This window comes from Streptomyces sp. NPDC002054 (assembly GCF_040296685.1).
In the GTDB taxonomy this organism is placed as follows: domain Bacteria; phylum Actinomycetota; class Actinomycetes; order Streptomycetales; family Streptomycetaceae; genus Streptomyces.
On record NZ_JBEOXT010000034.1, the window covers coordinates 36,674 to 54,654 of the forward strand.

Sequence of the window (17,981 nt, forward strand, 5' to 3'; positions counted from 1 at the left end):
CTGACCTGCCGGAACGTCAGCTCCAGGCGGTGCCGGCCATCTGGCGGGTGGCCACGTTGATGCGGTTCCAGACGTTGACCGTGGCGATCGAGAGGATCAGCGCGGCCAGCTGCGGCTCGTCGTAGTGCCGGGCGGCCTCCTCGTACACGGCGTCCGGCACCGGGTCGCTGGTGTCGGCCACCCGGGTGACTGCCTCGGCCAGCGCCAGGGCGGCCCGCTCGGCGTCGGTGAAGTAGGGGGTGTCGCGCCAGCCGGCCACCGCGTGGATCCGCTCGTCCGTCTCACCGAGCTTCTTGGCGATCTTGGGGTGCATGTCGAGGCAGACCCCGCAGGAGTTGATCTGGCTCGCGCGGATGTGGGCGAGTTCCAGGGTGCGCTCGCTGATTCCGGTCTTCGCGACCGCCTTGGCGATGGAGAGCAGGGCCGGCATCGCACCGGGGACGAGGAGGGCGGGATTTCCCATACGTGCGGTCATGACACATTCCTTCGATTTGGTGGGCGGGTGCCCGTTTCGGTCCGTCACAGCAATGACGGAACCGGAACCGAGGATGTGACCGCTGCCGCGAAGAATTTTTCCTGTGGCGCGGCGCTACCGCAGGGCGGTCGCCACCAGCGCCCGGATCTCCTCCCCGGAGACGCTCCCGCCGGCCAGCAGCCGGTCGAATACCAGTCCGTCCACGCAGGCCAGCAGGGTGAGGGTGCGGCCCGCCGGATCCGCCACGCCCTGGGCGGCCAGCACCTCGCGCACCGCTCCCGGGCGACCCTCCGGGCCGTCCTGCGCCACGCCGACTGGACGCCGCCGCGGCTTGGCTGAAGCGGGCGGCTCAGCGGGCGGTGCGACCGCCGTCCACCGGTACGGTCGCGCCCGCGAGGTAGGAGGACCGGTCGCTGCACAGCCAGGCAGCCGCCTCGGCGATCTCGTGGGTTTCCGCGAGGCGGGCCAGCATCGCCTTGCGCGCCATCGCGGGCTCCCGCTCGGGGTCCTCGTCCAGGTACCCGGCGAGCATCTCGGTCCGGGTGGCTCCGGTGGCGAGGGCGTTGACCCGGATGCCGCGGGTCCCGTACTCGTTGGCAGCCGCTTTGGTCAGCCCGATCACCGCGTGCTTGGCCGCGATGTACGGGGCGCCCGCGACGGTGGCGACCAGTCCGGCCGTACTGCTGTTGTTGACGATGGCTCCGCCGCCGCGTTCGAGCATGGCCGCGATCTCGTACTGCATGCAGTTCCACACGCCGCGCACATTGGTGTCCATGACGCTGTCGTAGACCTCGTCGTCCATCAGGTGCATGGGGCCGGGCATCGCGGCGAGTCCCGCGTTGTTGAAGGCCGCGTCCAGGCCACCGAAGGCCTCGGTCGCCGCGGCCACCGCGCGGGCCACCTCGGCGCGCTGGCGGACGTCCGCGAGGACGTACTGGGCGCGGTGGCCGGCCGAGGTGAGTTCCTCGGTGAGCGCGGCGAGTTCCTTCTCCCGCCGGGCGACCAGGGTGACGGCGGCGCCCTCACGGCAGAACACCCGGGCGGCAGCCGCCCCGATGCCGGTGCTGGCACCTGTGATCAGGGTCGACTTTCCCTCGAGCAGCATTCCGTTCCCCCCGGCGTTCACGACGTTCACGACGTCCGACTGTAGATGTGGTCCGGGGCGGGTCAGACGGCGGCCGGGGTGCCGGTGACGGTGGCCTCGAAGATCAGCCGGCCGTTCTGGTGGCCGGTGACCTCGACGGTCCGGGTGTCCGCCGGCCCGCCGGGCAGCAGCCGGGCGTCGATCCAGCACTCCTGGTCGAGTTCCGCGTAGTTGTGGAAGGCGGCGGTGAGGCCCGAGGGGACGTACCCGCGCCCGGGCTGCTGCAGCTGCACGCAGGCGGCCTGCCGGGCGGCCTCGACCAGCACCATGCCGGGGTGGTGGTCGTTGGCGTGCTCGAAGAGGATCGGGTGCCCGAGGTCGGGGCTCAGGAGCCAGCGGTCCGGCCGATCGGAGGGGGCGAGCACCACGTCGAAGGGGAGCAGTCGTCCGGCGTCGGCGGCCGGTATGGGGGTGAGCCGCTCCAGGGGCTGGAGCACCGAACCCGGACCGTGACTGCCGCGAAGTCTGCGGTACACCGCCGGGGGGACACAGCTGAAGGTGGCGGTGCCGGTGGCGGCGACCCGGCCGTTGCGGTAGATGGTCACCTCCAGCAACCCGGAGAACTTGCTGCCCTTCCAGACGAAGTCGGTGCAGGTCGCGATGAGTTCGAGCTCGGAGGGGTCGGTGCCGATGCGCAGCTCCGCCGGGTCGGTGCTGAAGCCGAGGCTCCACAGCAGCACGTTGTGGCCGAGCGGTACGCCGTACTCCGCGTGGCAGAGGAAGAGGCCGACCTGGCGGATGGTCTCCCCGGCCTGGACCGGGTCGTGGCCGGTGCCGTCGGGGCTCACGAAGAAGGTGTGGGCCCGGGGCCACTGCCCCTTGAGGGAGAAGACGTCGTCCCCGATCCGCTCGTAGCCCGTCAGGAACACCTCGGCGAGGGAGCTGCGGTGGACGTACTCGCGGGGAACCGTGGTGGTCAGGCTCGGGTGTTCGTTGCAGCGCGTCCAGGGCGCGGTTCCGTGGAGCGGGACGGAAGGGGCGTTCTTCTCGAACGTAAGCAGGGTCATGGACCTCTCCACAGAGCCGGATCGACGGATGAGGGGCTTCAGACACGCAAGATACGTACTCTCCGGTTTTATTTGCAAGGTCCGTATGGCGCGCCCTTTTCTCACCTGCCACGCGAAGCACTTGTGAGCCACGGATGTTCTCGCGCCTCGGCGATCCTCCTCCGCGGCAGGCCGAGAAGGGGGTACGGCAGGCCGGGTGAGAGCGTTGCAGCCCAAGTGGGAGGCCGACTTCCGGTCTTGCGGGCCCGGTCGGACGGGGGGTCGAAATCCGGCCGTTGGCCGGGCTGCGCCGCTGGGTGGCACGGTCTGCCACCTGGGGCGGGTCCGGTGGCACGGGCCTTCTCGAACTGCCAGAATTGGGTCCGCCGTCGGTTTTGGAAGAACCGGCCAGGCGGTTTGTTCGTAGGGTGTCGAGTCGTTCGACATCTGTCGCCGCCGACCGCTGGAGATCCCTGATGCTCCGTCAGTGCCCGATAGTCATCGACCCCTCGGGGCGGAACATCCACGGCGAGGCAGCCCAGCTCAGAGAGCTCGGCCCGATCGTCAAGGTGACCCTCCCCGGCGGGGTTCCGGGCTGGGCGGTCGCCGGCCACGAAGCCCTCGCCGACCTCCTCGCCGACCCCAAACGCGTCTCCAAGGACGCCTACCGCCACTGGCGCGCCTGGATCGACGGCGAGGTGACGCACGCCTGGCCGCTGTCCATCTGGGTCTCGGTGCAGAACATGATCACCGCGTACGGGTCGGAACACACCCGGCTGCGCAGACCCGTGATGACAGCCTTCACCGCCCGCCGGGTCGCCGCCCTGCGCCCGCGCATCGAGGCGGTGGCCGGCGAGATGCTCGACAAGCTCGCCGGGATGTCCGGGGAGGAGGCGGTGGACCTGCGGGCGGGGTACGCGCACGAGGTGCCGACTCGAGTGATGTTCGAGTTGTTCGGCATCCCCGAGCACTCCTGGGGCATGCTCCACAAGATCATCAACGGCTTCTTCGACACCGGCATCTCGGTGGTGCAGGCCCGGCAGAACTCGGTCGACCTCTACGCGACCATGACCGACCTCGTCGCGTACAAGCGGGCGCATCCGGCGGACGACCTGACCAGCGCCATGATTGCGGCCCGCGACGACGAGAACGGCCCGCGGCTGAGCGAGAAGGAGCTCACCGACAATCTGATCCTGCTCTTCACCGCGGGCTACGAGACCTCGGTGAACCTGATCTCCAGCGCCGTCGACCTGATGCTGCGCCACCCCGCCCAGCGGGAGCTGGTGGCGGCCGGACTGGCGACCTGGGAGGACGTGGTCGAGGAGACCCTGCGGCTGGAGCCGCCGGCCGCCAACGGGTTCCTGCGCTTCGCCGTCGAGGACATCGAGATCGGCGGATCGGTGATCCCCAAGGGGGAGGCGTTCATCGTCTCCTTCGCCTCGGTCGGACGCGATCCCGCCCTGCACGGCGCGGACGCGGACGCCTTCGACATCACCCGGCCGACCCGCGGCGACCACATGGCCTTCGGGTACGGAGTCCACTACTGCCTGGGGGCCACCCTCGCCCGGCTGGAGGCGGCGGTGAGCCTGGCGGCCCTGTTCGAGCGGTTCCCGGAGATCTCGGCGGCGGGCGGACCGGGCCGACTGCCCCGCACGGAATCCTTCATTTCCAACGGCCTGCGGGAGCTTCCGGTGCGGCTGGGGCCGTCGAAGAGCGCCTAGTTGCCGGGCCGCCGGGGGGTGCCGAGGAGCTCGGCGAGTCAATGGTCGTTGGAGCGTTTGTCAACTGTGGCTTGATAAAATACGGACCTTCTGGTTGGTTTTGAGGACGAGGTGGGAATCCTGTCAGGGAGGCCCGCCGGCAACTGACGACCTTTCGGAGGCACCGTGGCACGGCAGGAGCGTGCGGTTCGTACGCGTCGCGCGATCTTGGAAGCGGCTGCGGCGGTATTCGACGAGCGCGGATACGAGGCTGCGACCATCGCAGACATCCTCGCCCGGGCCGGCGTCACCAAGGGGGCGCTGTACTTCCACTTCTCCTCCAAGCAGGAGCTGGCCCAGGGCGTGCTGGACGAGCAGCTGTCCGAGGGCGGGGTGCCCAGCCGGGACAGCAAGCTGCAGGAACTCGTGGACGTGGCGCTGCTGCTGGCGCACCGGATGAAGCGGGACCCGATGCTCAGCGCCGGTGCGCGGCTGTCGCTCGGGCCGGACATGCGCGAGATCTTCGGCGGCGGTTCCGTTCCCGGCTGGATCGATTTCACCGAGCGGCTGCTCGCCGAGGCCAAGGGGCAGGGTGAACTGCTCCCCCACGTGGACCCGGCGGAGACGGCCTGGATCATCTCCGCGTGCTGGACGGGGGCCCAGATCTACTCCCAGACGCTGAACGACCGCGATGACATCGAGCAGCGGGTCGCAGGGGTCTACCAGCACATCTACCCCAGCATCGCGACTCCCGCGGTCCTGGCCCGGCTCACCATCACCGCGGAGCGGGGTGCCGAGGTGGCCGCCGAGATCGAGGCGGAACAGGAACCCGAGACCGCGGGGGTCTGAGGAGCTCGGCCATTGAAAACAGACCAACAGGTGCGATTCTGAGGCCCTCGCGGCCTCGCCCCGAGCCTGCCGGTCGACCGTCGGATCCATGTCCTAGCGGCAAACTCCCTGCTCAGCATATGTTCCTGAGGACAGGTCAGGAATCCCGAGCTCCAGAAACAGCGCAATCGGTTTGGTATTGACAAACCGTCGGTGCTGTTTTCTACTGAGCTCGGCGACGGCCATCCACCCACGGACACGGGGAGTACGGCGTGGACATCGATGTACTGGGTGCACTGGCGGTGCGTGAGAACGGTGTTTCGATCACGCCGACTGCTCCGAAGCCGCGGCAGGTGCTCGCGTTGCTGGCCCTGCATGCCGATCAGGTCGTGCCGGTGGCCGCGCTGATAGAGGAACTCTGGGCGGGCGAGCCCCCGCGCAGCGCCCGGACCACGCTGCAGACGTACGTGCTGCAGCTGCGGGCGATGATCACCACGGCGCTGGAAGCCGGCGGTGAGGGCGAGACGCGGACCGCGAAGGACGTTCTGGTCACCCTCCCCGGCGGATATCTCCTGGCCGGAAATGGCGGCACCAGCGATGTGCGGGAGTTCGACCGGCTCGCCGGGATGGGCTACCGGGCCATGGACGCCGGGGACTTCCCCGGCGCCGCCCGCCTGCTGCGCGAGGCCCTCTCCCTGTGGTCGGGGGCCGCCTTCGCCGACGTCCACGGCGGCGCCCAGCTCGAAATGGAAGCCCGCCGGCTCGAAGAGACCCGGCTGTGCGCGCTCGACCAGCGCATCGAGGCCGATATGCGGCTCGGACGACACCGCGAACTCCTCGCTGAACTCACCGTCCTCGCCAGCCGCTACCGCACGCACGAGAACCTGCACGGCCAGTTCATGCTCGCCCTCCACCGCTCCGGCCGCCGCGGCGAAGCACTCGACGTCTACCAGCGCCTGCGCGGCACTCTCGTCCGCGAACTCGGACTGGAACCCTCCGCCGCGCTGCGCCGGTTGCAGCGGTCCATCCTCATGTCGAGCCCCGAGCACCCCGTCGAGCCGGCCGACACAGGAGCCGACCGACTCGCACGCGTGGGCTGAGATGGCATCGGGCAAGACCACGGGTCCCGCCATGGGCCGGGGAGGCGGTGCGGTGCAGGAGAGGTCGGAGCGGACACGCCGGAAACTCGTCCATGCCGGTGCGGAGCTGTTCAACCGGAACGGATACGCCAATGCGACGCTCGGCGACATCGCCGGCGCAGCCGGGGTGACCAAGGGCGCCCTGTACTTCCACTTCGCTTCCAAGGACGAACTGGCCGAGGCCGTCCAACAGCGCGGTATCACCATGCTCAACGACTCGGTGCGTTCCCTGCGCGAGCGCGGCGTGCCCCCGCTCCAGGCCCTGGTCGACATCACCCACTGGCTGGCCCGCACCCTGCACGAGGAGCCGGCCATTCCCGCCAGCTTCCGGATCACCAAGGAGTGCAGCGGGCTCCGGCCGCCCGTGACCGACTTCCACCGGGCCTGGATCGCCGCCGTCTGCGGCCTGCTGCGCCAGGCCCGCGACGCCGGCGAGCTGCACGGCAAGAACCGCTGGGAGAGCGCCGAATCGCTGGTCGCCGCAGCCGCCTGCGGGATTGAGGTGATGGCCGGCACGGGCATGCCGTACGGGGAACTCCGGCGCAGGGTGGCCGCGCTGTGGACCCTGCTGCTGCCCAGCCTGGTGCCCGCGGGCCGGGAGAGCGGGTACCGCACCTCGGCCCCGGACACCGCGGCGGAACTGACCGCCTCGTGCCCGTGACCGTGTCTTGCGTTCCACCGATTCACCGATTCACCGATTCTGTGAAGGAGCCACCGATGACGAGTGAGCAGCATGCGGCGTCGGCCGTGCCGCCCGCGGACGTGCTGGCCGACCTCGTCGGAGTGCTCGGCGATGTGCTGCGGGTCCAGCGGGAGAAGATCGACCCCGACGAGCCGTTCCCCGCGCTGGGGCTGGACTCCCTGCTGACCCTGGAGTTCATCGCCATGGTCAACGCGCGGTACGGGATCCGGGCCCGGGCCACCGACCTGTACGACCACCCGACCCCGGCGCTGTTCGCGCGGCAGGTCCTGCTGGAACTCGCCGAGGCCGCACCGGCCCCGCAGCCGGCCGGGACCGCCGCCGACCGGATCGCCGCGGAGCTGCGGAAACAGCTCGCCGCCGTCCTCTGCCGGAATGCGGGCTCCCTCGATCCGCGCACCGCCCTCGCCGAGCTCGGCCTGGACTCCCTGCACGCGGCGGAGTTCCTCGCGGTCGTCAACCGCACCTTCGGGGTGCGCCTGTCGGCCGACTCCCTGCGCGACCACCCCACCCTGGCCGCACTGGCCGCCGCCGTCGCCGAGCGGACCTCGGACCGGCCCCGCGACCTGGACGCCGTACTGGACGCAGTCCGCTCCTGACCCTCCTGAACGGGTGGCGTGACCTGGATCACAGGAAATGGAGCGGCCGGGTGCGATGACTTCCGGGCGGCGGGACGGTCTACATGTCTGTAACCGAACCGGCCCGGAAGAGGAGCAGTTCCCATGCGCATCGTGATCAGCGAGTTCATCAGCCTGGACGGCGTCGTGCAGGCACCCGGCGGCCCCGACGAGGACACCGACGGCGGCTTCGCGCACGGGGGCTGGTCGCACCCGTTCTTCGACCCGGAGGTGGTGGGCGGCGCCTTCGACGACGCCCTGTCCGGAGCCAAGGCGCTGCTGTTCGGCCGCCGTACGTGGCAGACGATGGCCGGGGCCTGGCCGGAGCGGGCCGGCGACCCCTTCGCCGACCGGATGAACGCCCTCCCCAAGTACGTCGTGTCCCGGACCCTCGGCGATGACCAGCTGACGTGGGAGAACACCACGCTCATTCCGGGCGACGAGGCCGTGGCCCGGATCCGGCAGCTGCGCGCGAGTGACGGCGGCGACCTGCTGGTCATGGGCAGCCCCAGCCTCGTACGGACCCTGCTGAGCGAGGGCCTGGTCGACGAGCTCCGGCTGATGATCATGCCGGTGCTGCTCGGCGGCGGAAAGTCCATCTTCCCGGCGGACGGCGGGCTCCAGGCCCTCAAACTGGTCTCCGCGGTCACCAGCCCCACCGGCGTCCAGGTGTGTACCTACCGGAAGGCTGCCGAGGCATAGGCCTGTCCTGCCCGGGCGGTCAGCCGGGTGACCGGCTGCCGAGGTGGGCGTCGATCCGGCGGGCCAGTTCCTCGTGCGCCCGCGACAGGCTCTCGACATGGCGGCGCAGGCGGGCGATCTCGGTACCCAGGTCCAGCAGGGCAGCCGCATCCGGCGCGAAGGCCGGCGGGACAGCCGGGGCAGCCGCGGCAGGCAGGGCAGGCGGGGCAGCGGGCGGGCCTTCCGGCGCCTGCCGGAGGATCGCCTCCATCCGGCCCCGCAGGGCCGGGCCGGGCTCGACCCCGAGTTCGGCCACCAGCCGCCGCCGGGCCCGCTCGTACACGCCAAGGGCCTCGGTCCGCCGACCGGAGCGGTGGAGCGCGGTCATCAGCAGGTCGTAGAACCGCTCGTGGGTCGGATGATCGACGGTCAGCCGCTCCAGCTCGGCGGTGAGCTCCCCGGCCCGCGCCCCGGGCATCCGCAGGCTCGCCTCGTACAGGGCCTCCTGGGTGGTCAGGCGCAGCTCCTCCAGCCGGTCCGCCTCCCGCGCACAGATCGCACCGCGCCCGCAGTCCTCCAGGGCGGGCCCCCGCCACAGGTCCAGGGCCCGGCGCAGGACCGTCGCGGCGCGTGCCGGATCGGCGGCCAGGGCCCCGCGGCCCTCGGCGGAGAGCCGGTGGAACTGCTGGGCATCGGTGGCCGTGCGGCCCGGGCGCAGCAGATAGCCCAGCGGATGGGTGGCGATCCGGTCCCGGCCGCCCTCCCCCGGGGTCTGCAACAGGCGGCGCAGCCGGGCCACATGGGCCTGGAGGGCGTTGGCCGCGCTCATGGGCGGTACCTCGCCCCAGAGTTCGTCGATGAGCCGGTCGGCGGTGAGCACCTCGCCGGCCCGGACCACCAGGGCGGCGAGCAGGGTCCGCTGCTTGGCGCCGGCCGGTGCGATCCACGAACCGGTACCGCTGTCGTGGACCTCCACGGGACCCAGAATGCGGAAGTCGCACGGCTCTTCACATGATGCGGCGAATTCCATCGGTGCTCCTTCCGGCGTTCCGGTGGGATTCGCGGAAAGACATGACAGCAGCATTCGAAAAGGCATCGGAAACAAGGTCCGGCGGTCATCCCCCGCCCGGAAATCTAGCAGGTTCTGTGCCCCTCGCACACGCCTGACCTGCATGAACTGCTTGATGCTCGCTCAAGGGGCCGGAGATTCCAGGGATGAATCCCAGGGTGCGGACCGAGGAATTCGGCCAGGCTCCGGCAAGCCTCGAGAAAGGTTCGAGCGATGCTCCGGCGGGCGCTGTCAGTCTGGGGGGTGCGGGGGGAGAGAGGTGTGATCCGATGTCAGGTCCGCGAGTGCATCGCCTGTCGTACGCGGTGGACGTGGACGCTCCCGCCGGGGTGGTCTACGCCTTGATCGCCGACACGACCCAGTGGCCCCTGTTCGTCCCGCCGAGCATCCATGTGGAGCGGCTGGACTTCGACGGGGTGCACGACCGGTTCCGGATGTGGGCCACCGCAAACGGCGGGGTCTCGTCCTGGCTCTCCCGCCGCACCCTGGACGCGTACGCCCGGCGCATCGAGTTCCGCCAGGAACTGCCCGCGCCGCCGCTCCTCGCCATGGGCGGCAGCTGGACCGTCGAGGAGCTGGGACGGAGCCGCTGCCGGCTGGTCCTGCGCCACGAGTTCGAGGTGGCCGCGGACCGGCCGGGGGACGCCGAGTGGGTCCGGCGGGCCACCGACACCAACAGCCGGGCGGAACTGGCCCAGCTGAAGGAGACCGCCGAACGCTGGGACCGGCTGGACGCCCTGCTGCTGACCTTCGAGGACGCGGTACGGGTCAAGGGCCCGGCCCAGCTCGTCTACGACTTCCTCTACGGCGTGGCCGACTGGCCCGGCCAGGTCCCGCACGTCGCCCGGGCGGAGGTGGCCGAGCACACCCCCGGCGTCCAGGTGGTCAGCATGGACCTGCACACCGGGGACGGCCGGGTGCAGAGCACAGAGTCCGTCCGGATCTGCTTCCCGTACGCCGGACGGATCGTCCACAAGCAGACGAGGCCCCCCGCCCTGCTGGCGGCCCATGCCGGCGAATGGTCCCTGGTACCCGACGAGACGGGGGTCACCGCCATCGCCCAGCACCGGGTGCTGCTGCGGGAGGAGGCCGTCGAGGCGGAGCTCGGCCCGGGGGCCCGGCTCTCCGACGCCCGCAGGCACGTACGGGAGGCCCTCGGCAAGGCCGGTATCGGCATGCTGGAACTGGCCCGGAGGCACGCCGAATCCGCCGTCCGGAGCCTGTGAGCCGGAGCCGTGTCAGCGGCGCGTCAGCGTGTTGTGGCGGGGTCTCGCATACTCGGTCCCCTTTGTACGCCTGTCCGCCAGCCAGGGAGGAGCCGACGACCGTGGCGCACATGACCGTGGTCATCGACCCGGGTCCGCCGCCCGCCCTGGACCTGTACGGGCCGCTGACATCGAGGGCGTTGGAGGCGGCGCTGTCGCTGCTGGCGCCGTGCACCCCGACCCTGCGCCGGCACACGGCCGTGCACCACACCCTGCTGCTGCCCGCGCCGCCGTTCCCGGCGGGGCCGCTGGCCGACCTGCTCACCTCGCTCCGCGGAGAGGACGAGGAGCCGGCCAGGCGGGCGGCGGGCGGCGCCGCGGCGGAGTCCGGGGCGGGGGCCGGCGGTGACGGTGCCGGCGGGGGCTCCGGGACGGGGGCCGGGGTCGGTTCGGGTTCGGGTCCGGGGCTGGGCTTTGCGGGGGCCGGGGCGGTCACCTCCGTACAGCGCGAGGTCCTGCTCGACGGGCTCGCCCATCCCGGGAGCGGGCTGCACGTCGAGCAGGTGCACTGGCGGTGGCACGGCCCCCTGGACACCGAGCGGTTCAGGGCGGCCTGGCAGGCCGTGTCCGGCGGCGAGGCAGCCCTGCGCGCGGCACTCGCCCAGGGCCCGGCAGCGAGCCTGAACGCCGAAGCCTGGGCCTGGGCCGGACCCGGCGTCGTCGTCCACGCCGACGCTGCCCCCGAGATCGTCCGGTACCCGCCCGGGACCACCGACTGGCACACCCTCCTGGCGAGCGAGCGGCGCCGCGAGTTCGACCTGCACCGGCCCGGCCCGCTGCGCATCGCCGTCGTCGACGGACCCGCCGCCATCCGGGTCCTCGTGACGTACCACCACGCGTTCCTGGACAGCCGCAGCATGCGCCTCCTCCTGGACTCCTTCTACCGCGCCTACCTGGCCGGGGGCCGCCCGCTCGGCGGGGAGCGCCGCCCCGACCTGCGCGACCACCTGCTGTGGTGGTCCTCCCAGGACCCGGCGGCGGCCCGGGCCTACTGGGCCGCCGCCGCTCCCCCGCGGGGCGCGGCCACCCTGCCCGCGCTCCCCGGCGGGCGGCCCACCGGCCGGCACGGGCACGGCCGGTCCCGGCAGCGGCTCACCCCGGCCGAGGCCGCGCGCCTGCGGGGCTGGGCGGCCCGCCGGGGGGCGGCGGAGAGCACCGCCCTGCAGGCCGCCTGGGCGCTCCTGCTGCACCGGGCGGGCTCCGAGCCCCATGTGGCGTTCTCGGTGGCGGCCTCCGGCCGCGGCATTCTGCTGGACGGTGTGGAACGCCTCCCCGGCCCCCTGCAGGGCCACCACCCCCGGCATGCCGTGGTCGACCCCGGTGCGCCCGTCACGGAGCTGCTGTCCGGCCTCACCGGGCATGCCCTGGACGCCGCCGCCTACGAGTGGATCTCTGCCGGGCAGATCCACGCCTGGGCCGGCCGGGCCCCGTACGGGGACGAACTGACCGAATCGGTCCTGGCCTTCGAGGCCCCGGCCGACAGTGCAAACCCGCACACCGCCCGGCTGTCCCGGGAGTTCCTGCGGGCGGCGCTCGCCGCCGAGGGGGTGCGGGTGGACCCGCCGGAGGCCGTCGGCCCGCACACCGGGGTCCCGTACAGCCTCTGCGCCCACCACGACCCGGCGGGCGGCCTGGTGCTGACCGCCGTCCACGACCGGAGCCGGATCGCGGACGCCGACGCGGCCGAGATCCTTGCGCAGACCGTCCGGCTGCTGCGCGAACTCCCCGTGGTCGCCGGGGAGTCCACCACTGTCGGCGAGGTCCTGGCGGGGCTCGCCGACGCCCCGGTGCCCCGGGTGGCGCCCCGGCCGGCCGCGGCCCTGCACACCCTGCGGCCGGCCGACGTGCCCCGGACCGGGACGGTCTGTCTGATCCCGCAGCCGGGGGCGCCGCCCGACGGGTACGAGGCTCTGGTCCGGGCGTACGCGGGGCCGCAGGAGCTCGCCACCCTGGCCGCCGGGACCCCGGTGGACGCGGCGGCCTGCCTGGCGGCCCTCCGCCCTGTCCTGGCGACGGGCCGGCCGCTGGTGCTGGGCTGCTTCTCGGGGGCGGCGGCCCTGGCGACGGAGGTCGCGGAACGGATCGCCGCGCACGGGTGGCCGCCCCCGCTGGTGGCGGTGGCGGGTACCGCGGACGGCAGCCGGGGCTCCGCCCGGGAGCTGGCGCGGGCCCTCGGCAGGTTCGGTCGCTCCAGTCGCTTCGGTCGCTTCGGTCGCTGACCCTCCGGAGGGGTCGAGGGGCTCAGCGACTGAAGGAACAGCGACTGAAAGGCTTCGGTCGCTGCTTCAGTCGCTCGATGTTTCCGCAGGTCAGATGGTGCATGAAGATCAAGTAGCGACCGAAGCGACTCAAGTTCCGGTATATGAAGACATTCGCGCGCGCGTATACGCGTTATAGATAGAGACCTTCAGTCGCTTCAGTCGCTGTTTTGGTGTGGAGACCCCCTTTGACCTGCGATTTTTTCTCAGCGACCGAAGCAGCGACCGAAACGGCTCAGTCGCTTTCCGCAGGCCGTTCCGTCGCTGCCTGGTCGCTGCCGGTCGCTGATCCCCGCCCGCAGGGTGCCGTGCACCCCGGAGGAAGCCATTCCGGATCGCCGAGTCCGGGCCCGCCCGTCACCCGTTCGCCACGCCGGTCCGGTCCGTCCGCTTTGAGCAGCCGTCCGCTAGGGTGTGACGGCCCCATAGTTGAGTTTGAGTCGCTTCGGTCGCTGTTGGAGTTGGACATGCCCTCTGAGCTGCAGGTTTCATGCAGCGACTCACGGGCCGTCTCCGTCGCCGACCGGCAGGTGGCCATATGACGCCCGCCGCGCCCGAGTCCCGCGCGGTCGCCCGGTGGTGTGCCGAGCAGGGCTGGCCCGTACACCCGCTCGCCCCCCTGCTCAAGACCCCGCCGAAGAACTGCGTCCTGTGCCGGGCCGCCGACCACCGCGCCGCGGGCTGCCCGTGTCTTCCGGTGGGCCGCTGGTGCCACGGCTTCCACGCGGCCACCACCGATCCGGCCCGCATCGACGGCTGGTGGGGGGCCAACCCAGGGTTCGGCGTCGGCGTCGCCACCGGCCCCGCCGGACTCGTGGTCATCGACGTGGACGCGCACGGCGGCGAGGTCCCGCCCCGGGACCGGATCCTGCCGGGCATCGCCATCGCCGACAGCGTGGATCTGGCCGGACTGTCCAACGGCTTCCACACCCTGGCCGTGCTGGCCGCACTCCACGGCGCCCCCGACCCCGCCGGGGACGAGAACACCCTCCGGGTGCGGACCCCCTCCGGCGGGCTGCACCTGTGGTACCGGGCCGGCCGCGGGCGGAGCTGGCTGTGCTCCACCGGGTCCAGCCGGGGCCGGGCCCTGGCCTGGCAGGTCGACGTACGGGGCGAGGGCGGCTACATCGTCGCGCCCGGGACCGTGACCGAGGCGGGCCGGTACGAGGCCGTGGGCCCCTGCCGCACGCCCGCCGAACTCCCGGAGTGGCTGGCCGCCGAACTCCTCCGTACGGGCCACCTGATGCCCCCCGAGCCTTCCCGGGTCACTCCCCCGCCGGCCAGGGCCGAGGTGCCCGCCCGGGCCCGGCAGGCGGTCCTGACGGCCGGCGGAGGCCGCGACAAGGCCGCCGCCGTACTCACCACCGTCCTCGCCGAAGTCGCCGAGTGCGGGCGGCAGTCCCAGGGCGCCGGGTTCTCGGAGAAGCTCAACCGGGCCGCGTACACGGTGGGCGGCCTGGTCGCGGCCGGACACCTGGCCGCAGCCGACGGGGAGCGCGCCCTGCAGGACGTCGCCGACCATGTGCGCCCCGGCCAGCAGGCCCGGGCCCGGCAGATCATCGCGGGCGGCATGACCGCCGGCCAGAGCCGGCCCCTGTACGCGGGGGGCCGACGGTGACCCAGCCTCCCCTGGACGCGGGCGCCGACTTCGACCCGGTGGCCGTCGCCCGGCAGATCCTCGACGCCGGACCCGCCCCGCTGCCCGCACAGAACCAGCCGGTCCTCTTCCAGGCGACCGCCGAGGGACTGCTTCCGGACAGCCTCACCGACCGCGGGAACGCCAAGCTGTTCGTCCGCCTGTACGGGCGGGACTACCGGCACGTCCCGGGCCTGGGCTGGTACAAGTGGGCCGGGCACCGCTGGGAACTCGACGAGGACGACACCGTCGTCTGGGCGGCCGGAGAGATGGCCGAACAGCTCGCGGTGCACGACCCGAGCGGCGAACACACCACCACCGGCCTCCGCCAGCACCGGCGCCGCGCCCTGTCCACGGCCGGTATGAAGGCCATGCTGCTGCAGGCCAAGTCGGCGCCGGGGATGGTCCTCAACGCCACCCAGCTGGACGCCGACCCGTACGCCCTGTGCACCCCCAAGGGCGTCGTGGACCTCCGCACCGGACTCATCAGCGCACCGGATCCGAGCAAGCACTATCACTCGCGGGCGACTTCGGTCGGGCCCGAACCGATCCCGATCAAGCGGTGGGAGTCGTTCCTGCGGGACACCTTCGGCGAGGACGCCGAAGGTGAGGAGATGATCAGCTTCCTGCACCTGCTGCTCGGCTACTCCATCACCGGAGACGTCGGCGCGCAGATCATGCCCTTCCTCTACGGGCTCGGCAAGAACGGCAAGTCCGTCCTGCTCGATGTGATGGTCAAGCTGCTCGGCGACTACGCGGACGCGGCCCCGCCGGGCTTCCTGATGGCCAAGCCCTTCGAGGGACACCCCACCGACCTCGCCGAACTCCACGGCCGCCGGGTCATCGTCTGCTCCGAACTGAAGCCGGGCGACCGCTTCGACGAGGCCCGGGTCAAGCTGCTCACCGGCGGTGACCGCATCAAGGCCCGCCGGATGCGCCAGGACTTCTTCTCCTTCGACCCGACGCACAAGCTGTGGCTGCTCGGCAACCACCGGCCCGAGGTGGGCACCGGCGGCTTCGCCTTCTGGCGCCGCATGCGGCTGATTCCGTTCGAACGCGTGGTCCCCGACCACCGGAAGGTCGACAATCTGGCCGATGCCCTGGTGCAGGAGGAAGGGCCGGGCATCCTCGCCTGGCTGATCGACGGAGCCCGCCGCTACCTGTCGGGCGAGAAGGACCTCACCGGCCCCGGCCGGGTCCGCATCGCGACCACCGCGTACGCGGAGACCGAGGACCACATGGGCCGCTTCATCGGCGAGGCCTGCACCCTCGGGCCGGAGCTGCGCGCGGAGCAGAGCCGGATGTACCAGGCGTACCGGCAGTGGTGCATCGACGAGGGAGCCAACCCGGTGACCTCGCGTGCCTTTGCCGCCCGCGTCCGGGAAACCGTCGGCATGAGCAGCCCGAAGCAGATGCTGACCTCGAATCAGCGCAAGTACTACCCCGGGATCGGCCTCCTCGCCGACCCGGGTGAGGAGGATGTCCGGTGAGCGCCCTCATCGAGCCCCAGCAGATCGCTCACGAATCGGACATCGTCTGGCTGGAGCCGATCGACGAACTGGACTACGTACGCCAGTCCCTCGACCGCCTCCAGAGCCGCCGCGGCCGGCCGCCCTACCACCGGGACGGCCGGATGGTCGGCTATGCCACCCTCTCCGGCACCGCCAAGGCCTCCCGGGTCTCCGGCACCTTCCTGCGCCGGGTCTTCTGGCTCCTCCCCCACGACCGAGATCAGCAGCCGCTCGGCAGCTACGCCTCCAGCTCCCCCTCGGAGGCCATCGACCCGCGCACCCTGGCCCCGGGCGTCACGGGCCACAAAACCCAACGCTCGGCGGGCCCGCCCTCCCCCGCGATGCGCGAACTCGGCATAACGCTGCCGGAGCACTGAGGCGTTCGTTGTCAGGTGGGTAGTTCCCACACGGTCACTTCGAGTTTGACCTGGCCGTTGTTTCCCGGGCGCGGTGTGAAGTGTCCGACGCGGCCGGCCCGGGTTCCGAAGCAGGCGGTGCGGCCTGCGGGGACGTCCGCGGTGCGCTGTCCGACGTTGGTGTTGAGGAGGTCGACGCAGGTCTGGCGGGCGGGTGCCCCGGAGCCGTCGACGGTAATGATCGTGTTGCCGACGTAACGCCCGGGTTCGCAGACGAGTTGGCAGGCGAGCGCGATGTCTCCCAGGGCTGTCCGTTGGGGTGGGACGGGGTCGAGGGCCCAGCCGGTGGTGGGGATCCCGGTGGTGCTGCCGTCGTCCAGGGTCAGTGTCCCGCGCCACTGCACAGCTACGGCTGCGGGCACCGTCGGGGCGGGGGGCTTGGTCACCGGGGGCGGGGTGGGGCTCGGCGGCGGGGAGGACGCGGGGTCCTGCGAGGGCGACTCGGACGGCGTGGGGGACGAGGACGGCGAGGGCGTGGGGCTCGGTGAGGGGGACGGGGCCGAGTTGTCCCGCTGGAGCAGCACGACCCCCCAGACGATCGCCGCCACCGCGATCAGCGCGGCTGCCAGGCCCGCCAGGGAGCGGTGTCCCCAGGGGGGAACAGCACTGCGGCCGAGCCCGGGAACACCCTCGGGGGGCGGCGGTTCCCCGGGGCCGGGTTCGAGCTCAACGGCGTTCTCGGCCGGGAGGCCGGCCAGGAGGCGGTCGATCCTGCGCAGGATCTGCCGGCGTTGCACGGCCAGGTGGGCGCTGAGCCGCTCCACCTCTGCCGCCTGCGCGTCCAGGGACTCCCGCGATCCGGTGTCGGTCCGCGGGTCCTGCCGCTGGGCGGCCAGATCACCCAGAAGCCGGGTGGCCTCGGCCTCCCGGTCACGGACCTCCCGCAGTGCCCGCTCCTGCTCGTAGAGCGCGGCCCGCTCGCTGTTGCGCCCGCCCACCGGGCCCAGCGCCCGCTCGTACAAGGCCGTCACCAACTCGCGCACATCGGCGGTGAGCGGCGCCGGCCCACGCAGGTCCGCCTCCTCCAACAGTGCCTCCACATAGGCACTGCGGGGCAGCCGCTCCCCGTTCTCGTACCGCGACACCGAGGTGATGCTCCCCCCGAGCAGGGCGACCAGATCCCGCTGGGACAACTTCGCGTTCTCCCGCAGAAGCCGCAACTGCACTCCCAGCGCCCGCGCCGCCGCCACGGAACCCGGCTCCCCCACACCCTCCAAGCCGGCACCGTCCCGGCCCTGGCCATCGCTTTCCGACACGGCTGCTCCTGCTCCCCCGAGGCACACGGAAATCTTCCCCACCGGGAAACCACCTGCTCCCAGGAGGGGACACCGAGCCTAGGCGCGAAGGTCGATCGCAGGGGCCGACACCGGCCACCTCATCGCATGCCGGTGCTGGCGTGCCCCGACGAAAGGAAGGCCCCATGTCCTCGATCGCCCTGGCCGTACTGCCGCTCCTGCTCCTGGTGACGCCGCTCCTGGTGACGCTGCTCCTGACGGGCGGCATCGGGTATGTCGTCCACCACCTGACCTGCGCGAGCACCATCGCCGCCCGCTGAC

18 protein-coding genes are annotated in these 17,981 nt (G+C 72.0%); 12 read left to right on the forward strand and 6 right to left on the reverse strand.

What is annotated here, in order from left to right:
- Positions 1-16: 16 nt before the first annotated feature.
- The 4 genes from ABT123_RS27905 to ABT123_RS27920 form a co-directional block, all read right to left on the reverse strand.
- The gene (locus ABT123_RS27905) at positions 17-475 is read right to left on the reverse strand and encodes a carboxymuconolactone decarboxylase family protein (RefSeq protein WP_351319588.1); all 459 of its coding nucleotides are present in this window, start codon (positions 473-475) and stop codon (positions 17-19) included.
- Positions 476-589: 114 nt separating this feature from the next.
- On the reverse strand, positions 590-748 hold the full coding sequence (locus tag ABT123_RS27910; RefSeq protein ID WP_502971074.1) for a hypothetical protein: 159 nt from the start codon (positions 746-748) through the stop codon (positions 590-592).
- A 76-nt stretch (positions 749-824) separates the two neighbouring features.
- Complete coding sequence (locus ABT123_RS27915) at positions 825-1,580, reverse strand: SDR family NAD(P)-dependent oxidoreductase (protein ID WP_351319704.1); 756 nt, start codon at positions 1,578-1,580, stop codon at positions 825-827.
- A 62-nt stretch (positions 1,581-1,642) separates the two neighbouring features.
- Positions 1,643-2,626, reverse strand: a complete 984-nt coding sequence (locus tag ABT123_RS27920) for a ScbA/BarX family gamma-butyrolactone biosynthesis protein (RefSeq protein ID WP_351319590.1) — start codon at positions 2,624-2,626, stop codon at positions 1,643-1,645.
- Positions 2,627-3,081: 455 nt separating this feature from the next.
- On the opposite strand from ABT123_RS27920, the gene ABT123_RS27925 reads away from it, so the two are divergent.
- The 6 genes from ABT123_RS27925 (at position 3,082) to ABT123_RS27950 (ending at position 8,291) form a co-directional block, all read left to right on the forward strand.
- On the forward strand, positions 3,082-4,326 hold the full coding sequence (locus ABT123_RS27925; RefSeq protein ID WP_351319592.1) for a cytochrome P450 family protein: 1,245 nt from the start codon (positions 3,082-3,084) through the stop codon (positions 4,324-4,326).
- 165 nt (positions 4,327-4,491) lie between these two features.
- On the forward strand, positions 4,492-5,154 hold the full coding sequence (locus ABT123_RS27930; protein ID WP_351319594.1) for a ScbR family autoregulator-binding transcription factor: 663 nt from the start codon (positions 4,492-4,494) through the stop codon (positions 5,152-5,154).
- Positions 5,155-5,405: 251 nt separating this feature from the next.
- The gene (locus tag ABT123_RS27935) at positions 5,406-6,233 is read left to right on the forward strand and encodes an AfsR/SARP family transcriptional regulator (protein WP_351319596.1); all 828 of its coding nucleotides are present in this window, start codon (positions 5,406-5,408) and stop codon (positions 6,231-6,233) included.
- A gap of 52 nt (positions 6,234-6,285) precedes the next feature.
- Positions 6,286-6,933 (forward strand): ScbR family autoregulator-binding transcription factor, encoded by a 648-nt coding sequence (locus tag ABT123_RS27940; protein WP_351319598.1) that lies wholly within the window; start codon positions 6,286-6,288, stop codon positions 6,931-6,933.
- 56 nt (positions 6,934-6,989) lie between these two features.
- Complete coding sequence (locus tag ABT123_RS27945) at positions 6,990-7,571, forward strand: acyl carrier protein (protein WP_351319600.1); 582 nt, start codon at positions 6,990-6,992, stop codon at positions 7,569-7,571.
- Positions 7,572-7,694: 123 nt separating this feature from the next.
- The gene (locus ABT123_RS27950) at positions 7,695-8,291 is read left to right on the forward strand and encodes a dihydrofolate reductase family protein (RefSeq protein ID WP_351319602.1); all 597 of its coding nucleotides are present in this window, start codon (positions 7,695-7,697) and stop codon (positions 8,289-8,291) included.
- A 19-nt stretch (positions 8,292-8,310) separates the two neighbouring features.
- On the opposite strand, the gene ABT123_RS27955 is transcribed toward ABT123_RS27950, so the two are convergent.
- A complete protein-coding gene (locus ABT123_RS27955) occupies positions 8,311-9,246 on the reverse strand; it encodes an AfsR/SARP family transcriptional regulator (RefSeq protein WP_351319604.1) in 936 nt (311 codons plus the stop codon).
- A gap of 362 nt (positions 9,247-9,608) precedes the next feature.
- Between ABT123_RS27955 and ABT123_RS27960 the strand changes: the two genes are divergently transcribed.
- The 5 genes from ABT123_RS27960 to ABT123_RS27980 all read left to right on the forward strand — a co-directional run bounded on the left by ABT123_RS27960 (position 9,609) and on the right by ABT123_RS27980 (position 16,386).
- Positions 9,609-10,565 carry an aromatase/cyclase gene (locus ABT123_RS27960; RefSeq protein ID WP_351319606.1) on the forward strand — a complete coding sequence of 319 codons (957 nt, stop codon included), beginning with the start codon at positions 9,609-9,611 and terminating at the stop codon, positions 10,563-10,565.
- A gap of 110 nt (positions 10,566-10,675) precedes the next feature.
- The gene (locus ABT123_RS27965) at positions 10,676-12,823 is read left to right on the forward strand and encodes a condensation domain-containing protein (protein ID WP_351319706.1); all 2,148 of its coding nucleotides are present in this window, start codon (positions 10,676-10,678) and stop codon (positions 12,821-12,823) included.
- A 577-nt stretch (positions 12,824-13,400) separates the two neighbouring features.
- Positions 13,401-14,480 (forward strand): bifunctional DNA primase/polymerase, encoded by a 1,080-nt coding sequence (locus tag ABT123_RS27970; protein WP_351319608.1) that lies wholly within the window; start codon positions 13,401-13,403, stop codon positions 14,478-14,480.
- Positions 14,477-15,988: a DNA primase family protein gene (locus ABT123_RS27975; RefSeq protein ID WP_351319610.1), complete on the forward strand. Its 1,512-nt coding sequence runs from the start codon at positions 14,477-14,479 to the stop codon at positions 15,986-15,988. The genes ABT123_RS27970 and ABT123_RS27975 overlap by 4 nt, the downstream gene beginning before the upstream one ends.
- Positions 15,985-16,386, forward strand: coding sequence for a DUF6009 family protein (locus ABT123_RS27980; RefSeq protein WP_351319612.1), 402 nt, complete (start codon positions 15,985-15,987; stop codon positions 16,384-16,386). Before ABT123_RS27975 ends, ABT123_RS27980 begins: the two co-directional genes overlap by 4 nt.
- 11 nt (positions 16,387-16,397) lie before the next feature.
- On the opposite strand, the gene ABT123_RS27985 is transcribed toward ABT123_RS27980, so the two are convergent.
- A complete protein-coding gene (locus ABT123_RS27985) occupies positions 16,398-17,681 on the reverse strand; it encodes a helix-turn-helix domain-containing protein (protein ID WP_351319614.1) in 1,284 nt (427 codons plus the stop codon).
- Positions 17,682-17,845: 164 nt separating this feature from the next.
- On the opposite strand from ABT123_RS27985, the gene ABT123_RS27990 reads away from it, so the two are divergent.
- The gene (locus ABT123_RS27990) at positions 17,846-17,980 is read left to right on the forward strand and encodes a hypothetical protein (protein ID WP_351319616.1); all 135 of its coding nucleotides are present in this window, start codon (positions 17,846-17,848) and stop codon (positions 17,978-17,980) included.
- Position 17,981: the final 1 nt, after the last annotated feature.

Coding starts and splice junctions, on each gene's coding strand:
- ABT123_RS27905 (WP_351319588.1), bottom strand. CDS start 475: ATGACCGCACGTATGGGAAATCCCGCCCTCCTCGTCCCCGGTGCGATG.
- ABT123_RS27915 (WP_351319704.1), bottom strand. CDS start 1,580: ATGCTGCTCGAGGGAAAGTCGACCCTGATCACAGGTGCCAGCACCGGC.
- ABT123_RS27920 (WP_351319590.1), bottom strand. CDS start 2,626: ATGACCCTGCTTACGTTCGAGAAGAACGCCCCTTCCGTCCCGCTCCAC.
- ABT123_RS27925 (WP_351319592.1), top strand. CDS start 3,082: ATGCTCCGTCAGTGCCCGATAGTCATCGACCCCTCGGGGCGGAACATC.
- ABT123_RS27945 (WP_351319600.1), top strand. CDS start 6,990: ATGACGAGTGAGCAGCATGCGGCGTCGGCCGTGCCGCCCGCGGACGTG.
- ABT123_RS27950 (WP_351319602.1), top strand. CDS start 7,695: ATGCGCATCGTGATCAGCGAGTTCATCAGCCTGGACGGCGTCGTGCAG.
- ABT123_RS27960 (WP_351319606.1), top strand. CDS start 9,609: ATGTCAGGTCCGCGAGTGCATCGCCTGTCGTACGCGGTGGACGTGGAC.
- ABT123_RS27965 (WP_351319706.1), top strand. CDS start 10,676: ATGACCGTGGTCATCGACCCGGGTCCGCCGCCCGCCCTGGACCTGTAC.
- ABT123_RS27970 (WP_351319608.1), top strand. CDS start 13,401: ATGACGCCCGCCGCGCCCGAGTCCCGCGCGGTCGCCCGGTGGTGTGCC.
- ABT123_RS27990 (WP_351319616.1), top strand. CDS start 17,846: ATGTCCTCGATCGCCCTGGCCGTACTGCCGCTCCTGCTCCTGGTGACG.